Source organism: Streptomyces sp. NBC_00193, from assembly GCF_026342735.1.
In the GTDB taxonomy this organism is placed as follows: Bacteria; Actinomycetota; Actinomycetes; order Streptomycetales; family Streptomycetaceae; genus Streptomyces; species Streptomyces stoeckheimensis.
In genome coordinates this window covers 1564310-1577318 of the sequence record NZ_JAPEMM010000001.1, presented here as the reverse complement: position 1 = coordinate 1577318, position 13009 = coordinate 1564310, and the positions used below count along the sequence as shown (strand labels likewise).

The 13009-nt window shown below is 70.1% G+C and carries 13 protein-coding genes; 7 read left to right on the top strand and 6 right to left on the bottom strand.

Going from position 1 to position 13009, the window contains the following annotated elements:
• The first annotated feature begins 39 nt into the window (after window positions 1-39).
• The gene (locus OG898_RS06550) at window positions 40-663 is read left to right on the top strand and encodes a hypothetical protein (protein WP_250742797.1); all 624 of its coding nucleotides are present in this window, start codon (window positions 40-42) and stop codon (window positions 661-663) included.
• A 263-nt stretch (window positions 664-926) separates the two neighbouring features.
• Here the strand turns inward: OG898_RS06550 and OG898_RS06545 are convergent, their stop codons facing one another.
• From OG898_RS06545 to mgrA, 4 genes are all read right to left on the bottom strand, one after another.
• Window positions 927-2237 carry an extracellular solute-binding protein gene (locus tag OG898_RS06545; protein WP_250742796.1) on the bottom strand — a complete coding sequence of 437 codons (1311 nt, stop codon included), beginning with the start codon at window positions 2235-2237 and terminating at the stop codon, window positions 927-929.
• Between the two features lie 274 nt (window positions 2238-2511).
• The gene (locus tag OG898_RS06540) at window positions 2512-3129 is read right to left on the bottom strand and encodes an SMI1/KNR4 family protein (protein ID WP_266955554.1); all 618 of its coding nucleotides are present in this window, start codon (window positions 3127-3129) and stop codon (window positions 2512-2514) included.
• Between the two features lie 59 nt (window positions 3130-3188).
• Complete coding sequence (locus OG898_RS06535; protein WP_250742885.1) at window positions 3189-3530, bottom strand: DUF192 domain-containing protein; 342 nt, start codon at window positions 3528-3530, stop codon at window positions 3189-3191.
• A 425-nt stretch (window positions 3531-3955) separates the two neighbouring features.
• Complete coding sequence (mgrA, locus tag OG898_RS06530) at window positions 3956-4993, bottom strand: L-glyceraldehyde 3-phosphate reductase (protein ID WP_266955552.1); 1038 nt, start codon at window positions 4991-4993, stop codon at window positions 3956-3958.
• 140 nt (window positions 4994-5133) lie between these two features.
• On the opposite strand from mgrA, the gene OG898_RS06525 reads away from it, so the two are divergent.
• From OG898_RS06525 to OG898_RS06500, 6 genes are all read left to right on the top strand, one after another.
• Window positions 5134-5907 carry an isoprenyl transferase gene (locus OG898_RS06525; RefSeq protein WP_250742794.1) on the top strand — a complete coding sequence of 258 codons (774 nt, stop codon included), beginning with the start codon at window positions 5134-5136 and terminating at the stop codon, window positions 5905-5907.
• A 415-nt stretch (window positions 5908-6322) separates the two neighbouring features.
• Window positions 6323-7639 (top strand): PhoH family protein, encoded by a 1317-nt coding sequence (locus OG898_RS06520; RefSeq protein ID WP_250742793.1) that lies wholly within the window; start codon window positions 6323-6325, stop codon window positions 7637-7639.
• Between the two features lie 419 nt (window positions 7640-8058).
• Window positions 8059-8772 (top strand): transglycosylase SLT domain-containing protein, encoded by a 714-nt coding sequence (locus tag OG898_RS06515; protein WP_308313438.1) that lies wholly within the window; start codon window positions 8059-8061, stop codon window positions 8770-8772.
• 146 nt (window positions 8773-8918) lie between these two features.
• Window positions 8919-10319 carry an AI-2E family transporter gene (locus OG898_RS06510; RefSeq protein ID WP_250742791.1) on the top strand — a complete coding sequence of 467 codons (1401 nt, stop codon included), beginning with the start codon at window positions 8919-8921 and terminating at the stop codon, window positions 10317-10319.
• Window positions 10303-11064 carry a hypothetical protein gene (locus OG898_RS06505; RefSeq protein WP_250742790.1) on the top strand — a complete coding sequence of 254 codons (762 nt, stop codon included), beginning with the start codon at window positions 10303-10305 and terminating at the stop codon, window positions 11062-11064. The genes OG898_RS06510 and OG898_RS06505 overlap by 17 nt, the downstream gene beginning before the upstream one ends.
• Window positions 11065-11091: 27 nt before the next feature.
• Complete coding sequence (locus tag OG898_RS06500; protein ID WP_266955548.1) at window positions 11092-11790, top strand: hypothetical protein; 699 nt, start codon at window positions 11092-11094, stop codon at window positions 11788-11790.
• 72 nt (window positions 11791-11862) lie between these two features.
• On the opposite strand, the gene OG898_RS06495 is transcribed toward OG898_RS06500, so the two are convergent.
• Entirely contained in the window at window positions 11863-12402 is a 540-nt protein-coding gene (locus OG898_RS06495) for an alkyl hydroperoxide reductase (RefSeq protein ID WP_250742788.1), read from the bottom strand.
• Between the two features lie 3 nt (window positions 12403-12405).
• Entirely contained in the window at window positions 12406-12960 is a 555-nt protein-coding gene (locus OG898_RS06490) for a peroxiredoxin (RefSeq protein ID WP_250742787.1), read from the bottom strand.
• Window positions 12961-13009 lie beyond the last annotated feature (49 nt).

Sequence of the window (13009 nt, the reverse complement as noted above, 5' to 3'; positions counted from 1 at the left end):
CGTCGTTCCGGCCCGCCGGAGGGTCCCGTTGGTCCGGGCATGAACCGCACCCGCACCGCCGTCATCGTCCTCGCCGCCGCCGCGGCGGCCCTCGCCCCGGCCCTCTCGGGCGCGGCCACCGCCGCGGACAGCCCGTACCTGCAAGACCCGAGCGGCGGGGACAAGACGATGAAGTCGATGTGGACCAAGGACGACATGCACAAGGTGGAGGCGCAGTTCCGCTTCCACCCCTCCATCCAGTACAAGACGATCACCCGCCCCGGCCCCAAGGGCGCCGAGGAGTACGAGCGCAAGGTCGGCGACCCCAAGACGCTGGCCTGGGAGCCCGGGTACGAGTTCGCGTGGTCGGTGGCGGACTCGCAGGGGGTCAAGAAGGTGCTGACGACGAAGGACGGCAAGCAGGCGCTCGTCCTGCACGCCGTCCTGCGCGATGGTCGGCGCGCCGAGGTGGCGCGGGTGCACCAGGAGCTCCGGAACCGGCCCGCGACCGGGCGTACGAAGGTCCCGGGCGGAAAGCGCATCAAGTGTGACACCGGGACGTACACGGTGGAGTGGTCGGTCACCCGCACCGGCTACGGCACCCTCACCGGATCCCTGCCCTGGGACTCCAGCTGTGAGCAGTACCGCACGGCCTTCACGCCCAAGAACCAGGGCGCCAGCTAGGGCGGAGCGGTGGGGAGGGGTGGGCCGGCCGCCCCGCGCGCCTTGTGGGCGCTTGCGGGCGACTGGGCCTCGGCCTTGGATCAAAGCCGTACCAGCCATCATGCCGCCCGGGGTGAGGTGCGGCAGGGGGCGAAGGTCCCTTTCGACAGGGGCGTTCGGGGGTTCTTCGGGGATTCTTCGGGCTCGGCGGGTCGCCGGTTCGGCAGGGCGATGTGATGGCGGGGCACTGTGATGGCAGTGCGCCGTGCCGGCAGGGCGCCGGGTCAGCGCCCCTTCCTGGCGTCGTTCGCCTTGGCGGCGATCTCCTCCAGGACGGCCTTCGGGTCGCCGGAAGGATCCACGGCGCGGCCGATGTTGCGCTTGATGGTGTCGCTGATGACCACCCAGGACGGGTCGTTGACCGGGTACAGCTGCGCGCCGCGCAGGGCGTTCAGGAACTGCTGGTCGTTCTTGTCCATGCCCGAGGATCCGGCCAGCGTGCGGGAAGCCGAGACGGTGGACGGCAGCAGGTGGTAGCGGCCGGCGAAGTCCGCCAGGTTCTTGTCCCGGTAGACGAACTCCAGGAACTTGCCGATCTCGTCGCGGTGGCCGTTCTGCTTGAAGGCCATCATCCAGTCGGCCACGCCCACGTTCGGCGGGACCTCCCCGGAGCCCAGCATGTCCGAGACGGGCATCGCGACGGCGCCGACCGTGATCCCCTTGGCGCGCGCTTCGTGCGCGAGCTGGGGGTAGCCGTTGAGCATGCCGACCTCGCCGCGCGTGAAGGCGGCGAAGGCGTCGGCGCGGTTCAGCTGCGACGGGGGAGTGGGACCGAGCAGACCGGTGTCGACCAGGTGCTGCTTGATCCACTTGAAGGTCGCGATGTTCTGGTCGGAGGCCAGGCTGTAGTTGCCGCTGCTGTCGGCGTATCCGCCGCCGTTGCTGAGCTCCCAGATCATCGCCTCGGCGTGCGCCTCTTCCGGGCCCAGGGGCATGGCGAGCGGGGTCTTCACGCCCTTGGCCTTGAGCGCCGTGGCCGCGGCCTTCAGGTCCATCCAGGTCTTGGGCTGCCAGCCGTTCTTGGAGTCCTTCGGGATGACCCCGGCGTCGGTGAGCAGCTTCTCGTTGTAGAAGAGGAGGCGGCTGCTCGCCACGAAAGGCAGGCCGTAGAGGGTGTTGCGGACGGAACCGGCGTCGGAGAGGGGCTGGAGGAAGTTCGCCTCGGCGGTGACCGAGAGGAGCTCGGGCGCGGAATAGAGCTTGCCCTGCGCCGCGAAGTCCGAGTAACCGCCCATGAGCGCCATGTCCGGAGCGTTCCCGGCCTTGACCATGCGGGAGACTTCGCGGTCGATGTCGGCCCACGGCAGGAGCTCGACCTGCACCTTGATGCCGGGGTTCGAGGCGGTGAAATCAGCCGTCACCTTGTCCCAGAAAGCCTTGGAACTGGTGGCCGGGTTGTCCCCGTATTCGGCGGCGACGAGGCGGAGGGTACCGCCGTCATCAGCGCTTCCGCCGGAGCTGCCGCAGGCGGCCAGCGGTATCAGCAGACCGAGCACGACCGTGGTGGCGGCCGCGCTGAAGATTCTTCGTCGCACGGGTGGATTCCCCTGATTTTCTTTTGAGTCCCGTTATTACTTATGAGTCACTCCGGGCTGTGGTGTCCCTCGTTGGCCCGTTGGCCGGAATTCTCTCCTGAGGGAGGGTGGTTGGTTCCATTGGGGCGGCACTTGTGTTCAATGCTCCAACTGCGGCATTTCAGAATGGTGTTTTCCGATATGTGATCAACAATTCGGACGCGCGTAGACATGCCGAAACGCCCGTTTCCGGCCATTGAGCGCGGCGGAACGGGTGGGAGGGGGTGGGCGGGTCTCAGTCCGCGAAGTCGCCCGCGTACGGATCGGGCTCGCCCGTTTCGGGGTTGCGCCCCTCCTGCCAGCGGCGCTGGGCCTTCTGCCAGTGCACGAAGCTGAGGTGGCCGCCGTCCCAGAAGGTGATGCCGACCGGGCTCACGTCGAACTCGTCGTTGCACAGCAGGTAGAGGAACTCGGCCATGCCGTACGGGTACACCGCGAAGGAGTCGGCGGTGTGCCGGCCGACCACCAGAACGGGCCAGCGGTCGGGGTCGGGGTCGGTCGTCAGCCAGCAGAGGATGTCGGAACCGCCGGTGACGCCCCAGGCGAGGATCGACTCCGGGTCCACGTCGAAGGCGGCCCGGCCGCCCTCCGCCTCCCAGACCTGGCGGGCGTTGGCCGTCTCCTCCGCCATCTGGGCCGGGTCCCACTGGAGCCCGGGCTTGGGCAGCGGCAGCAGCACGCTCGCCTCGCCGTTGATCGAGCCCGCGCCGTAGCGGCCCATGAAGGCGATGTAATCGGCGGGGAAGCGACTGCCCCAGACGGCCTCGGCCGCCTGCCAGTCGATGTCCTCGTCGGCTCCGTGGGTCGCCGGCATGATCTGCTCCAGCGCTTTGATGCGCGCGTTCTCGGTCATGCCGCTCCCCTGCCACCCCAGCTCAACCGCCCCAACCTACCGCCGGTGCAGGGTGGCGCCTAGCGCGCGGTGAGACGGACCCCGAGCCGGGAGCCGACGCGCAGGCCCCAGGCGGCCATGGCCCCGGCCTCGGCCTCCAGGACGTGACGGGCGCGCAGCCGGGGGAGGCCGAGGCGGCCCGGGACCATGGTGGTCAGCGCGATGACGGTGAGCCGGCGGTCGAGATGGGCCACGTCGATGGCGAAGCGCATCCGGAAGGTGTGCACGCTGGAGGCCGGCGTCAGGAGCATCGCCCCCTCGATCCCGTCCCGCCCGAGCAGACCCCGCGTGCGGGCCCGGTACGAGGCGGCCACCTCCAGGGGCACCTCCACGGGCGTCTCCGCAGGCGCCTCGACGGGCATCTCCGTAGGCGCCTCCACGGCCCCCTCCGGGCCCGCCTGCCCCCGTTCGACGCAGAGCGTGGCCGCGCCGTCCCGCCACCGTTGCCTGTTCCCCATGCGGCCCACCCTAGGGCGCGACCGGCCCCCCGGTCCGGGCTTCGGCGTCAAGCCGGCGCACCCGGCGGGGTCCCCCTGGGGAGGGACGCCGGAAGGTTGGTCCGTACGGGCTTCCGCCGGGCCCCACAAGGGCTGTAGGGCCCCTTTCGGCTCTGCTCAGTGCTCCCGGCCGACTCCGGAGCGTAATCGTGTCGCGGTGATGCGCGCAGCACGCTTTACGAAGGGTTATGGTGGAACCCCCCCCCTCGGGCCGGTCCGTATCCCCCCCACGGACCGGCCCGTTTTTCGTCTCCGGGCAGCGTCGCGGCACTGCCCGGCAAAGGCGCAGGTCAGCCCCGCTGGGCCCAGATGTTGGCGCCGGGGGTGGACACCGCGAAGGAGTCGATCTCCTTCAACTCCTGCTCCGACAGCGGTGCTCCGGACAGGGAAGCCACGTTTTCCTCGAGCTGCTTCACGCTCGACGCGCCGATCAGCGCCGAGGTCATCCGCTCGTCCCGCAGCACCCAGTTCAGCGCGAGCTGGGCCAGCGTCTGCCCGCGCCGCGCGGCGATCTCGTTCAGCCCGTTCAGCCGGCGCACGACCTCGTCCGACAGCAGGTCCGGGTTGAGGGACTTGCCCTGGGTGGCCCGTGAGCCCTCCGGGATGCCCTTGAGGTACTTCCCGGTCAGCAGCCCCTGCGCGAGCGGCACGAAGGAGATGCAGCCCATGCCGGCCTCCTCCAGGGTGTCGAGCAGGCCGTCGTCCTCCGTCCAGCGGTTGATCATGGAGTACGAGGGCTGGTGGATGAGGGGGCGCACGCCCATCTCCCGCAGCAGCCGGGCCGCCTCGGCCGTCTGCTCGGCGGTGTACGAGGACACGCCGACGTAGAGCGCCTTGCCCTGCTGGACCGCGGACGCCAGCGCGCCCATGGTCTCCTCCAGCGGGGTGTCCGGGTCGAAGCGGTGCGAGTAGAAGATGTCGACGTAGTCGACGCCCATCCGCTTCAGCGAGGCGTCCAGAGAGCCGAGCAGGTACTTGCGGCTGCCCCACTCGCCGTACGGACCCGCGTGCATGAGGTAGCCGGCCTTGGTGGAGAGGACCAGCTCCTCGCGGTGGGACGCGAAGTCCTGCGCGAAGATCTTGCCGAAGTTCAGCTCGGCCGAGCCGGGGGGCGGGCCGTAGTTGTTCGCCAGGTCGAAGTGGGTGACGCCGAGGTCGAAGGCCCGGCGCAGGATCGCGCGCTGGGACCCCAGGGACGCGTCGTCGCCGAAGTTGTGCCAGAGGCCGAGGGAGATCGCGGGGAGCTTGAGTCCGCTGCGGCCGGTGCGCCGGTACTCCATGGAGTCGTAGCGCGAGGGCTCTGCCCGATAGAGATTGTTTTCAGTCACGTTGTCCTCCCTATCACGGACTTGTGACAGGACCGAGTTGGATGCAGGATCCCGTCGCGCAGTAATGTGGCGGTCTGTGGAGGACGTGGGGGGACCACCGCATTCCGCACGGGGGTATCGCTCGGAGGGGCTGGAAGATCGTGAAGCTGCGCGACCTGGTACGCCGTCCTGTGTACAGGCTCTACGCACGCCGGGTGGAAGGCCGCATCGACCATGACGAGACGCCCAAGCACATCGGTGTGATCCTCGACGGGAACCGGCGCTGGGCCAAGGCCTCCGGAGGTACGACGGTGCAGGGCCATCAGGCCGGCGCCGACAAGATCTCCGAGATGCTGGGCTGGTGCACCGAGACGGACGTCGAGGTCGTCACCCTGTGGATGCTCTCCACGGACAACCTGGACCGGCCCGAGGTCGAGCTCCGCCCGTTGCTCAACATCATCGAGAACACCGTCCGGGGCCTCGCCGCAGACGGCCGCTGGCGCGTCCACCACGTCGGCAACCTCGACATCCTGCCCGCCGGGACCCAGAGCGTCCTGAAGGAGGCCGAGGAGGCCACCCGCGACGTCGACGGGATACTCGTCAACGTCGCCGTCGGCTACGGCGGCCGCCAGGAGATCGCCGACGCGGTCCGCTCGCTCCTGCTGGAGCACGCCTCGAAGGGCACCTCCTTCGAGGAGCTCGCCGAGATCCTCGACATCGAGCACATCGCGGAGCACCTCTACACGCGCGGCCAGCCCGACCCGGACCTGGTGATCCGCACCAGCGGAGAACAGCGGCTGTCCGGATTCATGCTGTGGCAGAGCGCGCACTCCGAGTACTACTTCTGCGAGGTCTTCTGGCCGGCCTTCCGCAAGGTCGACTTCCTGCGCGCCCTGCGCGACTACGCCGCCCGCCACCGGCGCTACGGCAGCTGACTCCGCCCGGCAGGTCCCCTTACGGCGCCTGACCTGCGGTTGTCTGACGCCCCCTCGGCACCTCACGGCGCGCCCGGAATCCTCCGTGGCGCGCCGTACCCGTGTTCCCGTACGCCCTGCCCGTCCCCGGAGACCCTCCGCGCGAGGCCTTCACCAGGGATTCACCGAGCGTCCGTCATATGCCATGGCATGGCTGGACCCATTCGGGGAATATCCCTTGCAGGTCGACGCCCGATCCACGGGTGTCGAGTCTCAGCGGACGGCATGGGGTCGTCCGCCCGGGAGGCCCTTTGCACCAGGACGCACGTGCGGTTCGCACGGACGGAGTGGAGGGCCGGAAGTCGGCCCGCGCAGGGGTGCCGATGACCGGTCCGGTCTTCATGGCCCGACCTCTTCCGAGGGGGTACGTCCTTCCGTGGTGACCAGCACAAAGAGCCGCCTGCCCGACAGGCGGACCTACGTCCTCGACACCAGCGTCCTGCTGGCAGACCCCAACGCGATCTCCCGATTCGACGAGCACGAGGTCGTGCTCCCGATCGTGGTGATCACCGAGCTGGAGGCAAAGAGGCACCATCCCGAACTCGGCTACTTCGCCCGTCAGGCCCTCCGCCTGCTCGACGACTTCCGGGTTCGCTACGGACGCCTCGACGCACCCATCCCGCTGGGCGATCTGGGCGGCACCCTGCGCGTCGAGCTCAACCACTCCGACCAGAGCGTCCTGCCCGCGGGCTTCCGGCTGGGGGACAACGATTCGCGGATCCTCGCGGTCGCGCGCAACCTCCAGGCCGAGGGCTACGACGTCACGGTCGTCTCGAAGGATCTCCCACTGCGCATCAAAGCCTCCTCCGTGGGGCTGATCGCCGAGGAGTACCGCGCCGAGCTCGCCATCACCGATGCCGGCTGGACCGGCATGACGGAGCTGGCGCTCTCCGGGGAACAGGTGGACCTGCTCTTCTCCGAGGAGCGGCTCTACGTACCGGAGGCCGCGGAACTTCCCGTGCACACCGGTCTGGTCCTCCAGTCGGAGCGCGGCAAGGCACTCGGCCGGGTCACGGCCGACGGCAACGTGAAGCTCGTACGCGGCGACCGCGAGGCCTTCGGGCTGCACGGCCGCAGCGCCGAGCAGCGGATCGCGCTCGACCTCCTGCTCGACCCCGAGATCGGGATCATCTCGATGGGCGGCAGGGCCGGCACCGGAAAGTCGGCGCTGGCGCTGTGCGCGGGGCTGGAGGCCGTACTGGAGCGGAGGCAGCATCAGAAGGTGATGGTCTTCCGGCCGCTGTACGCGGTCGGCGGCCAGGACCTCGGCTACCTGCCCGGGGACGCCAACGAGAAGATGAGCCCCTGGGCCCAGGCGGTGTTCGACACCCTCTCGGCGGTCGCCGGGCGGGCGGTCATCGAGGAGGTGCTCAACCGCGGGATGCTGGAGGTCCTGCCGCTGACGCACATCCGCGGCCGCTCGCTGCACGACGCGTTCGTGATCGTGGACGAGGCGCAGTCGCTGGAGCGCAATGTCCTGTTGACCGTTCTGTCCCGCATCGGGGCCAATTCGCGGGTGGTCCTCACCCACGACGTGGCCCAGCGCGACAACCTGCGGGTCGGCCGGTACGACGGAGTCGTCGCCGTGGTCGAGAAGCTGAAGGGCCATCCGCTCTTCGCCCACATCACGCTGACCCGTTCCGAGCGCTCCCCGATCGCCGCGCTGGTCACCGAGATGCTGGAGAACCTGTAGGGCCCGGCCGACGATCCGTACGGACCGCAAAACAGGTAAAACGCGCATAGCGGGAAGGTGAGTTGGCGCCGCCCGGCAAAGGCCAGAGAGCCTAGCCGGGCGGCGCCCTCACGCACAGGGGTTTGCCGGAAGCAGTGGCGACATGCCAGGTGTGACCTTTCCCACGCAACGGAGAATTGCCCTGCGGCGTCGAGGTCCGGCAGAGTCTGTTTTCCGTCAGGCCCCGCATACGGCACACCTGTATCTCCCGTGAGATGCGCGCAGTACCGCTAACTCCACAATCGATCGCCGTATGCCGCCCGGAGCATCACGCGGCACTCCCGCAAGGGAGTTGCCCACGGGCCCGCGCCTCCAGTGACCGCATCATCATGGAGGCCAGCGTCAAGGGCACTATTGCGCCCGCGCAGTCACTGCGGACGCTGCTGGAAGGAAACCGTGTGAGCCGGATCTCGGTTCGGGGATTCGCAGTGGCTTCGGCCACCGCCGTCACCACCGTCGGCGCCGTCGTGGGTGTTGCCACTGGCGACCCCGCCTCGAACGACCTCGAGACGACCGCGTCCGGGATGACCCTCACGGACATCCCGGTCGGCCAGCAGGCGGAGGTCCAGAACGCGTCCCTGACGCAGCAGGCCGACTCCATCGCGCACGCCGCCGACACCGACGCCAAGCGCTCGGCGGAGGAGGCGGCCCGCATCCAGGCCGCCCAGGACGCCAAGTCGAAGAAGGCCGAAGCGCAGAAGGCCGCCGACGACAAGGCGAAGCAGGAGCGCGACGAGAAGGAACAGGCCGCCAGCCGTTCCGCCTCCCGCGACGGATCCTCCTTCGCCCCCCAGGCCTCCTACACGGTGGCCCAGGTCAAGGCGATCGCCCAGCAGATGGTCCCGGCGGGGCAGTTCCAGTGCTTCTCCAAGATCATCAACCAGGAATCCACCTGGAACTACCAGGCCGTGAACAAGTCCTCGGGCGCCTACGGCCTCGTCCAGGCCCTGCCCGGCTCGAAGATGGCCTCGGCGGGCGCCGACTGGCGCACCAACCCCGCCACCCAGATCGAGTGGGGTCTGAACTACATGAACTCCCGCTACGGCAGCCCGTGCGGAGCATGGAACTTCCACCAGGCCAACAACTGGTACTAGGCCCACCCGGCCCCCGGGACGAGAGCGCGCCCGCGCGCCTCAACCCCGCAGAGCCCCGCACCGTCCTACGGTGCGGGGCTCCTCGCGTGTACGGTCTTTCGAGGCGTGCCCCGGCGCGCGGTCCAGGGCGGGGGGAAGGGAACGGCATGGCGAAGACAGGCTGGCTCGGCCGGCTCGGCAAGAGCCTCAGCGACGTGGAGGCCCGGCTCGCGGAGCGGCGCGCCGAGGTCGAGGCCGAGACCTCCGGCGACCGCCCGGCCCCCGGGCCCGGTACCGCCGCGTCCCCGGCAGCCCCGGCTTCCGCCTCCCCGGCACCCGCCTCCGCGCCCGCTGCGCCCTCGGCACATCCCGGCGCCGAGCACGCCGTCTACGCGGCGCCCCTGCGCCCCGACCCGGTGTCCGTCATCCCGTGGGGCGTGCGCGTCGCCGCCGAGGCGAGCTGGCGGCTGCTGCTGCTCGCCGGGATGCTCTGGGTCCTGATGCGGGTGATCAGCGAAGTCCGGCTGGTCGTCCTCGCCTTCGCCGCCGCCCTCCTGGTCACCGCACTGCTCCAGCCCTTCGTGGTCCGGCTGCGCCGGCTCGGGATGCCCCGGGGACTTGCCACGGCCGTCACCGCGATCCTCGGGTTCGTGGTCATCGGGCTGGTCGGCTGGTTCGTGGTCTGGCAGGTCATGGACAACCTAGACGACCTCTCCGCCCGGCTGCGCGAAGGCATCAACGACCTCAAACTCGCCGCGCTGGACAGTCCGTTCCACGTGACCGAGAAGCAGATCAACGAGATCGCCAAGAACCTCAGCGAGACCATCGGCACCAATACCGAGCAGATCACCTCCGCCGGTCTGCAGGGCGTCACCGTCCTCGTCGAAGTGCTGACGGGCATGCTGCTCGCGATGTTCTCCACGCTCTTCCTGCTCTACGACGGCAAGCGCATCTGGACCTGGACGACGGGCCTGCTCCCGGCCGCCGCCCGCCCCGGCGTCGCCGGCGCCGGCCCGCGCGCCTGGCGCACCCTCACCGCGTACGTGCGCGGCACGGTCCTCGTGGCCCTCATCGACGCCGTGTTCATCGGCCTCGGCCTCTACTTCCTCGACGTGACGATGGCCGTGCCGCTGGCCGTCTTCATCTTCCTGTTCGCCTTCATCCCGCTCGTCGGCGCCGTCATGAGCGGCGCCCTCGCCGTGGTCGTGGCCCTGGTGACCCAGGGGCCGTTCACCGCGCTGATGGTGCTGCTGGTGGTGCTGGCCGTGCAGCAGATCGAGGGCCACGTGCTCCAGCCCTTCATCCTGGGCCGGGCGGTACGGGTCCACCCGCTCGCGGTGGTGCTCTCGGTGGCGGCCGGCGGCCTGGTCGCCGGCATCGGCGGAGCGGTGGTTGCCGTTCCGCTGGTCGCCGTCACCAACACCGTGGTCGGCTACCTGCGGGCCTACTCGCGCGAACAGCTCCACCACGGGCTCTCCCCGGTCGGCCCCGGGCCGCACGGTGCGACGGCCCTGGGTCAGACGGCATCCGAGGCGGAGGAGACACGTACGGGTGATAACGGAGCCTGAGTTCGACGGCGGCTCGTCCGGTCTGCCGGGGCCGGAGGCACTGGATGTGCTGGAGGGCCCGGAGGGGTCGCAGGGACGGCAGGGCTACGGCGGGTCCCCGCCGTCCGGCCGCCGGCCCTGGCGGTGGGCGCTCGGCGGGGCCCTCCTCGCCTCCGCGCTGTGGGCGGGCGCCTGGTGGGCCGCGACCCCGCAGGACCACAGCCCGCCGCTGCGGTACGCGCTGCCCCTGAGCCTGTGCGACTCGGCGAAGCTGCCGGGGATCGCCCGGCTGGCGGAGAGCAGCGGGTGGGACTACACCCCGCGGCTGTGGGAGCACCCGGGCGTGGACCGGGCGATGTGCATGCTGCGCACACCGCCGGTCGAGTCGGAGGGGCCCCGGCGCTGGCTCGCGTACGAGGCCCAGGTCTCGATGGAGATGCACAAGCGCACCGACCCCGCGCCGGAGTTCGGGGCGGATCCCGGACCGGTGGGCTGGATCGGCCTGGGCAAACCGGACCTCCGCTCGGTGCCGGGGCTCGGGGAGCGGGCGCTGCTCTCCGAGACGGAGTACGGGAGCGCGTGGCGGCTGACCGTGCTCGACGGGGGCACGGTGTTCACCATGGACGTGGCGGTGTGGTCGGGCGGCGAGGGCGAGCCGAGCCCTGACGACCCGGCGCCGGAAGAACCGCCGAAGCCCGATTCCGATGCGGTCCAGGCTGCGATGATCGACGACATGCACGGCCTGATGAAGGCGCTGCGCAGGTAGGCGGGGGAACGGCGGGGGGACGCGGGGATGATCGGCGAGCCCGAGGTGGACGGGGACTGGCACACGGCGAGCGGGGCGGAGGTGGCCGCGGAGGCCCTTCCGGGCGGGCCCGGGCGGGAGCGTGCACGGGGCGCGCGGAGACCGTGGCTGTGGGCGCTGGGCGGGATGGTGGCGGCCTCGGCGGTGTGGGCGGGCGCGCCGGCCGTGCAGGAACGCTTCCCCGACCTGCCGCGCCTCGACTACGTGCACTCACCCGACCTGTGCAAGGAGTTCGAGCTCAAGACGGTCGGTCAGGCCGCCGGCCGGGAGTTCGAGGGACGCCAGAGCGGCGAGGGCGTGTACCTCGCGCAGGACTGGTCGTACTGCTCGGTTTCCACCCAGTACGAGGAGGGGGGCATGGTGTACGGCGCCCAGCTGCTGGTCGAGCTGCACAAGAAGGGCGACCCGGAGGTGGAGTTCGCCACCGGCCCCGGGACGGACCCGGCGACCCGGCTGGACATCGACGAGCGCCAGGAGGTGCAGGGCCTGGGCGACCGGGCGGTGCTCGACCGGTACTACGCGCAGGGCGGATCGCGGCTCATGGTGCTCGACGGAGGGGCGGTCTTCACCCTCACCGTGCAGTGGTTCCAGCCGAGGGACGCCCTGCCCGGCACCATCGACGAGAACGCGATGGACGCGGCGATGATCGAGGACATGCGGACGCTGATGACCAAGCTGAAGCGGTAGCCGCACAGCCGCGCACGCGCAGGGGCCCCGCGACCGGAGTCGCGGGGCCCCTGGAGCCGGTACGGCAGGTCGTCACTCGCCCGCGAGCGCGGCCTCGGAGTCGAGGGTGACGGCGACGGCCTGGATCACCGAGGCGATCTTGAAGGCCTCCTGGACCGTCTCGCGGTCCACGCCGGCCTTGCGCAGGACCTGCTCGTGCGAGTCCAGGCACTGGCCGCAGCCGTTGACCGCGGAGACGGCGAGCGACCACAGCTCGAAGTCGACCTTCTCCACGCCGGGGTTGCCGATGACGTTCATCCGCAGGCCCGCGCGCAGGGTGCCGTACTCCGGGTCGGAGAGCAGGTGGCGGGTGCGGTAGAAGACGTTGTTCATCGCCATGATGGCGGCGGCCGCCTTGGCGGCGGTGTACGCCTCGGGCGACAGGGCCGCCTTGGCCTCCGGCTCCAGCTCGCGCAGGACGCGCGGGGAACGGGCGGCGATGGCGCAGGACAGGACCGTGCCCCACAGCTGCTGCTGCGTCAGGGTGTCCTGATTGCCGATGACCGAGCCGAGGTTCAGCTTCAGGTCCTTGGCGAAGTCCGGTACGGCGGACTTGAGGGAGTCGAGGGACATCCGTCACTCACCGGCCAGCAGCGCGCCGGCATCGATGGTGCTGTCGCCCTTGTTCCAGTTGCAGGGGCACAGCTCGTCGGTCTGCAGGGCGTCGAGCACCCGCAGGACCTCCTTGGGGTTCCGGCCGACGGAACCGGCGGTCACCATGGAGAACTGGATCTCGTTGTTCGGGTCCACGATGAAGACGGCGCGCATCGGGAGACCGTCCGTACCGAGGATGCCGAGGTCGGCGCAGAGCTCGCGCTTGATGTCGGACATCATCGGGAAGGGCAGGTCGCGCAGGTCGGCGTGGTCCTTGCGCCAGGCGTGGTGGACGTACTCGGAGTCGAGCGAGAAGCCGAGGATCTGGGCGTCACGATCGGCGAACTCCTCGTTCAGCTTGCCGAAGGCGGCGATCTCCGTCGGGCACACGAAGGTGAAGTCGAGCGGCCAGGAGAACATGATCTTCCACTTGCCCTCGTAGGTCTTGTGGTCGATCTGCGCGAACTCGGCTCCGGCCTCCAGCGAGACACAGGCGGTCAGGTCGTAGGTGGGGAACTGGTCGCCGACAGTGAGCACGTGCTCTCCTTGCGCAGAGGAAAGTGACCCTTTTGGGGGCTTTCCGGGG

Excerpts from the sequence above, each read along its gene's own strand:
- OG898_RS06550 (WP_250742797.1), top strand. The coding sequence starts at position 40 with ATGAACCGCACCCGCACCGCCGTCATCGTCCTCGCCGCCGCCGCGGCG.
- OG898_RS06540 (WP_266955554.1), bottom strand. The coding sequence starts at position 3,129 with ATGACCGAGAACGCGCGCATCAAAGCGCTGGAGCAGATCATGCCGGCG.
- OG898_RS06535 (WP_250742885.1), bottom strand. The coding sequence starts at position 3,530 with ATGCCCGTCGAGGCGCCTGCGGAGACGCCCGTGGAGGTGCCCCTGGAG.
- OG898_RS06510 (WP_250742791.1), top strand. The coding sequence starts at position 8,919 with ATGGCGAAGACAGGCTGGCTCGGCCGGCTCGGCAAGAGCCTCAGCGAC.
- OG898_RS06500 (WP_266955548.1), top strand. The coding sequence starts at position 11,092 with ATGATCGGCGAGCCCGAGGTGGACGGGGACTGGCACACGGCGAGCGGG.
- OG898_RS06495 (WP_250742788.1), bottom strand. The coding sequence starts at position 12,402 with ATGTCCCTCGACTCCCTCAAGTCCGCCGTACCGGACTTCGCCAAGGAC.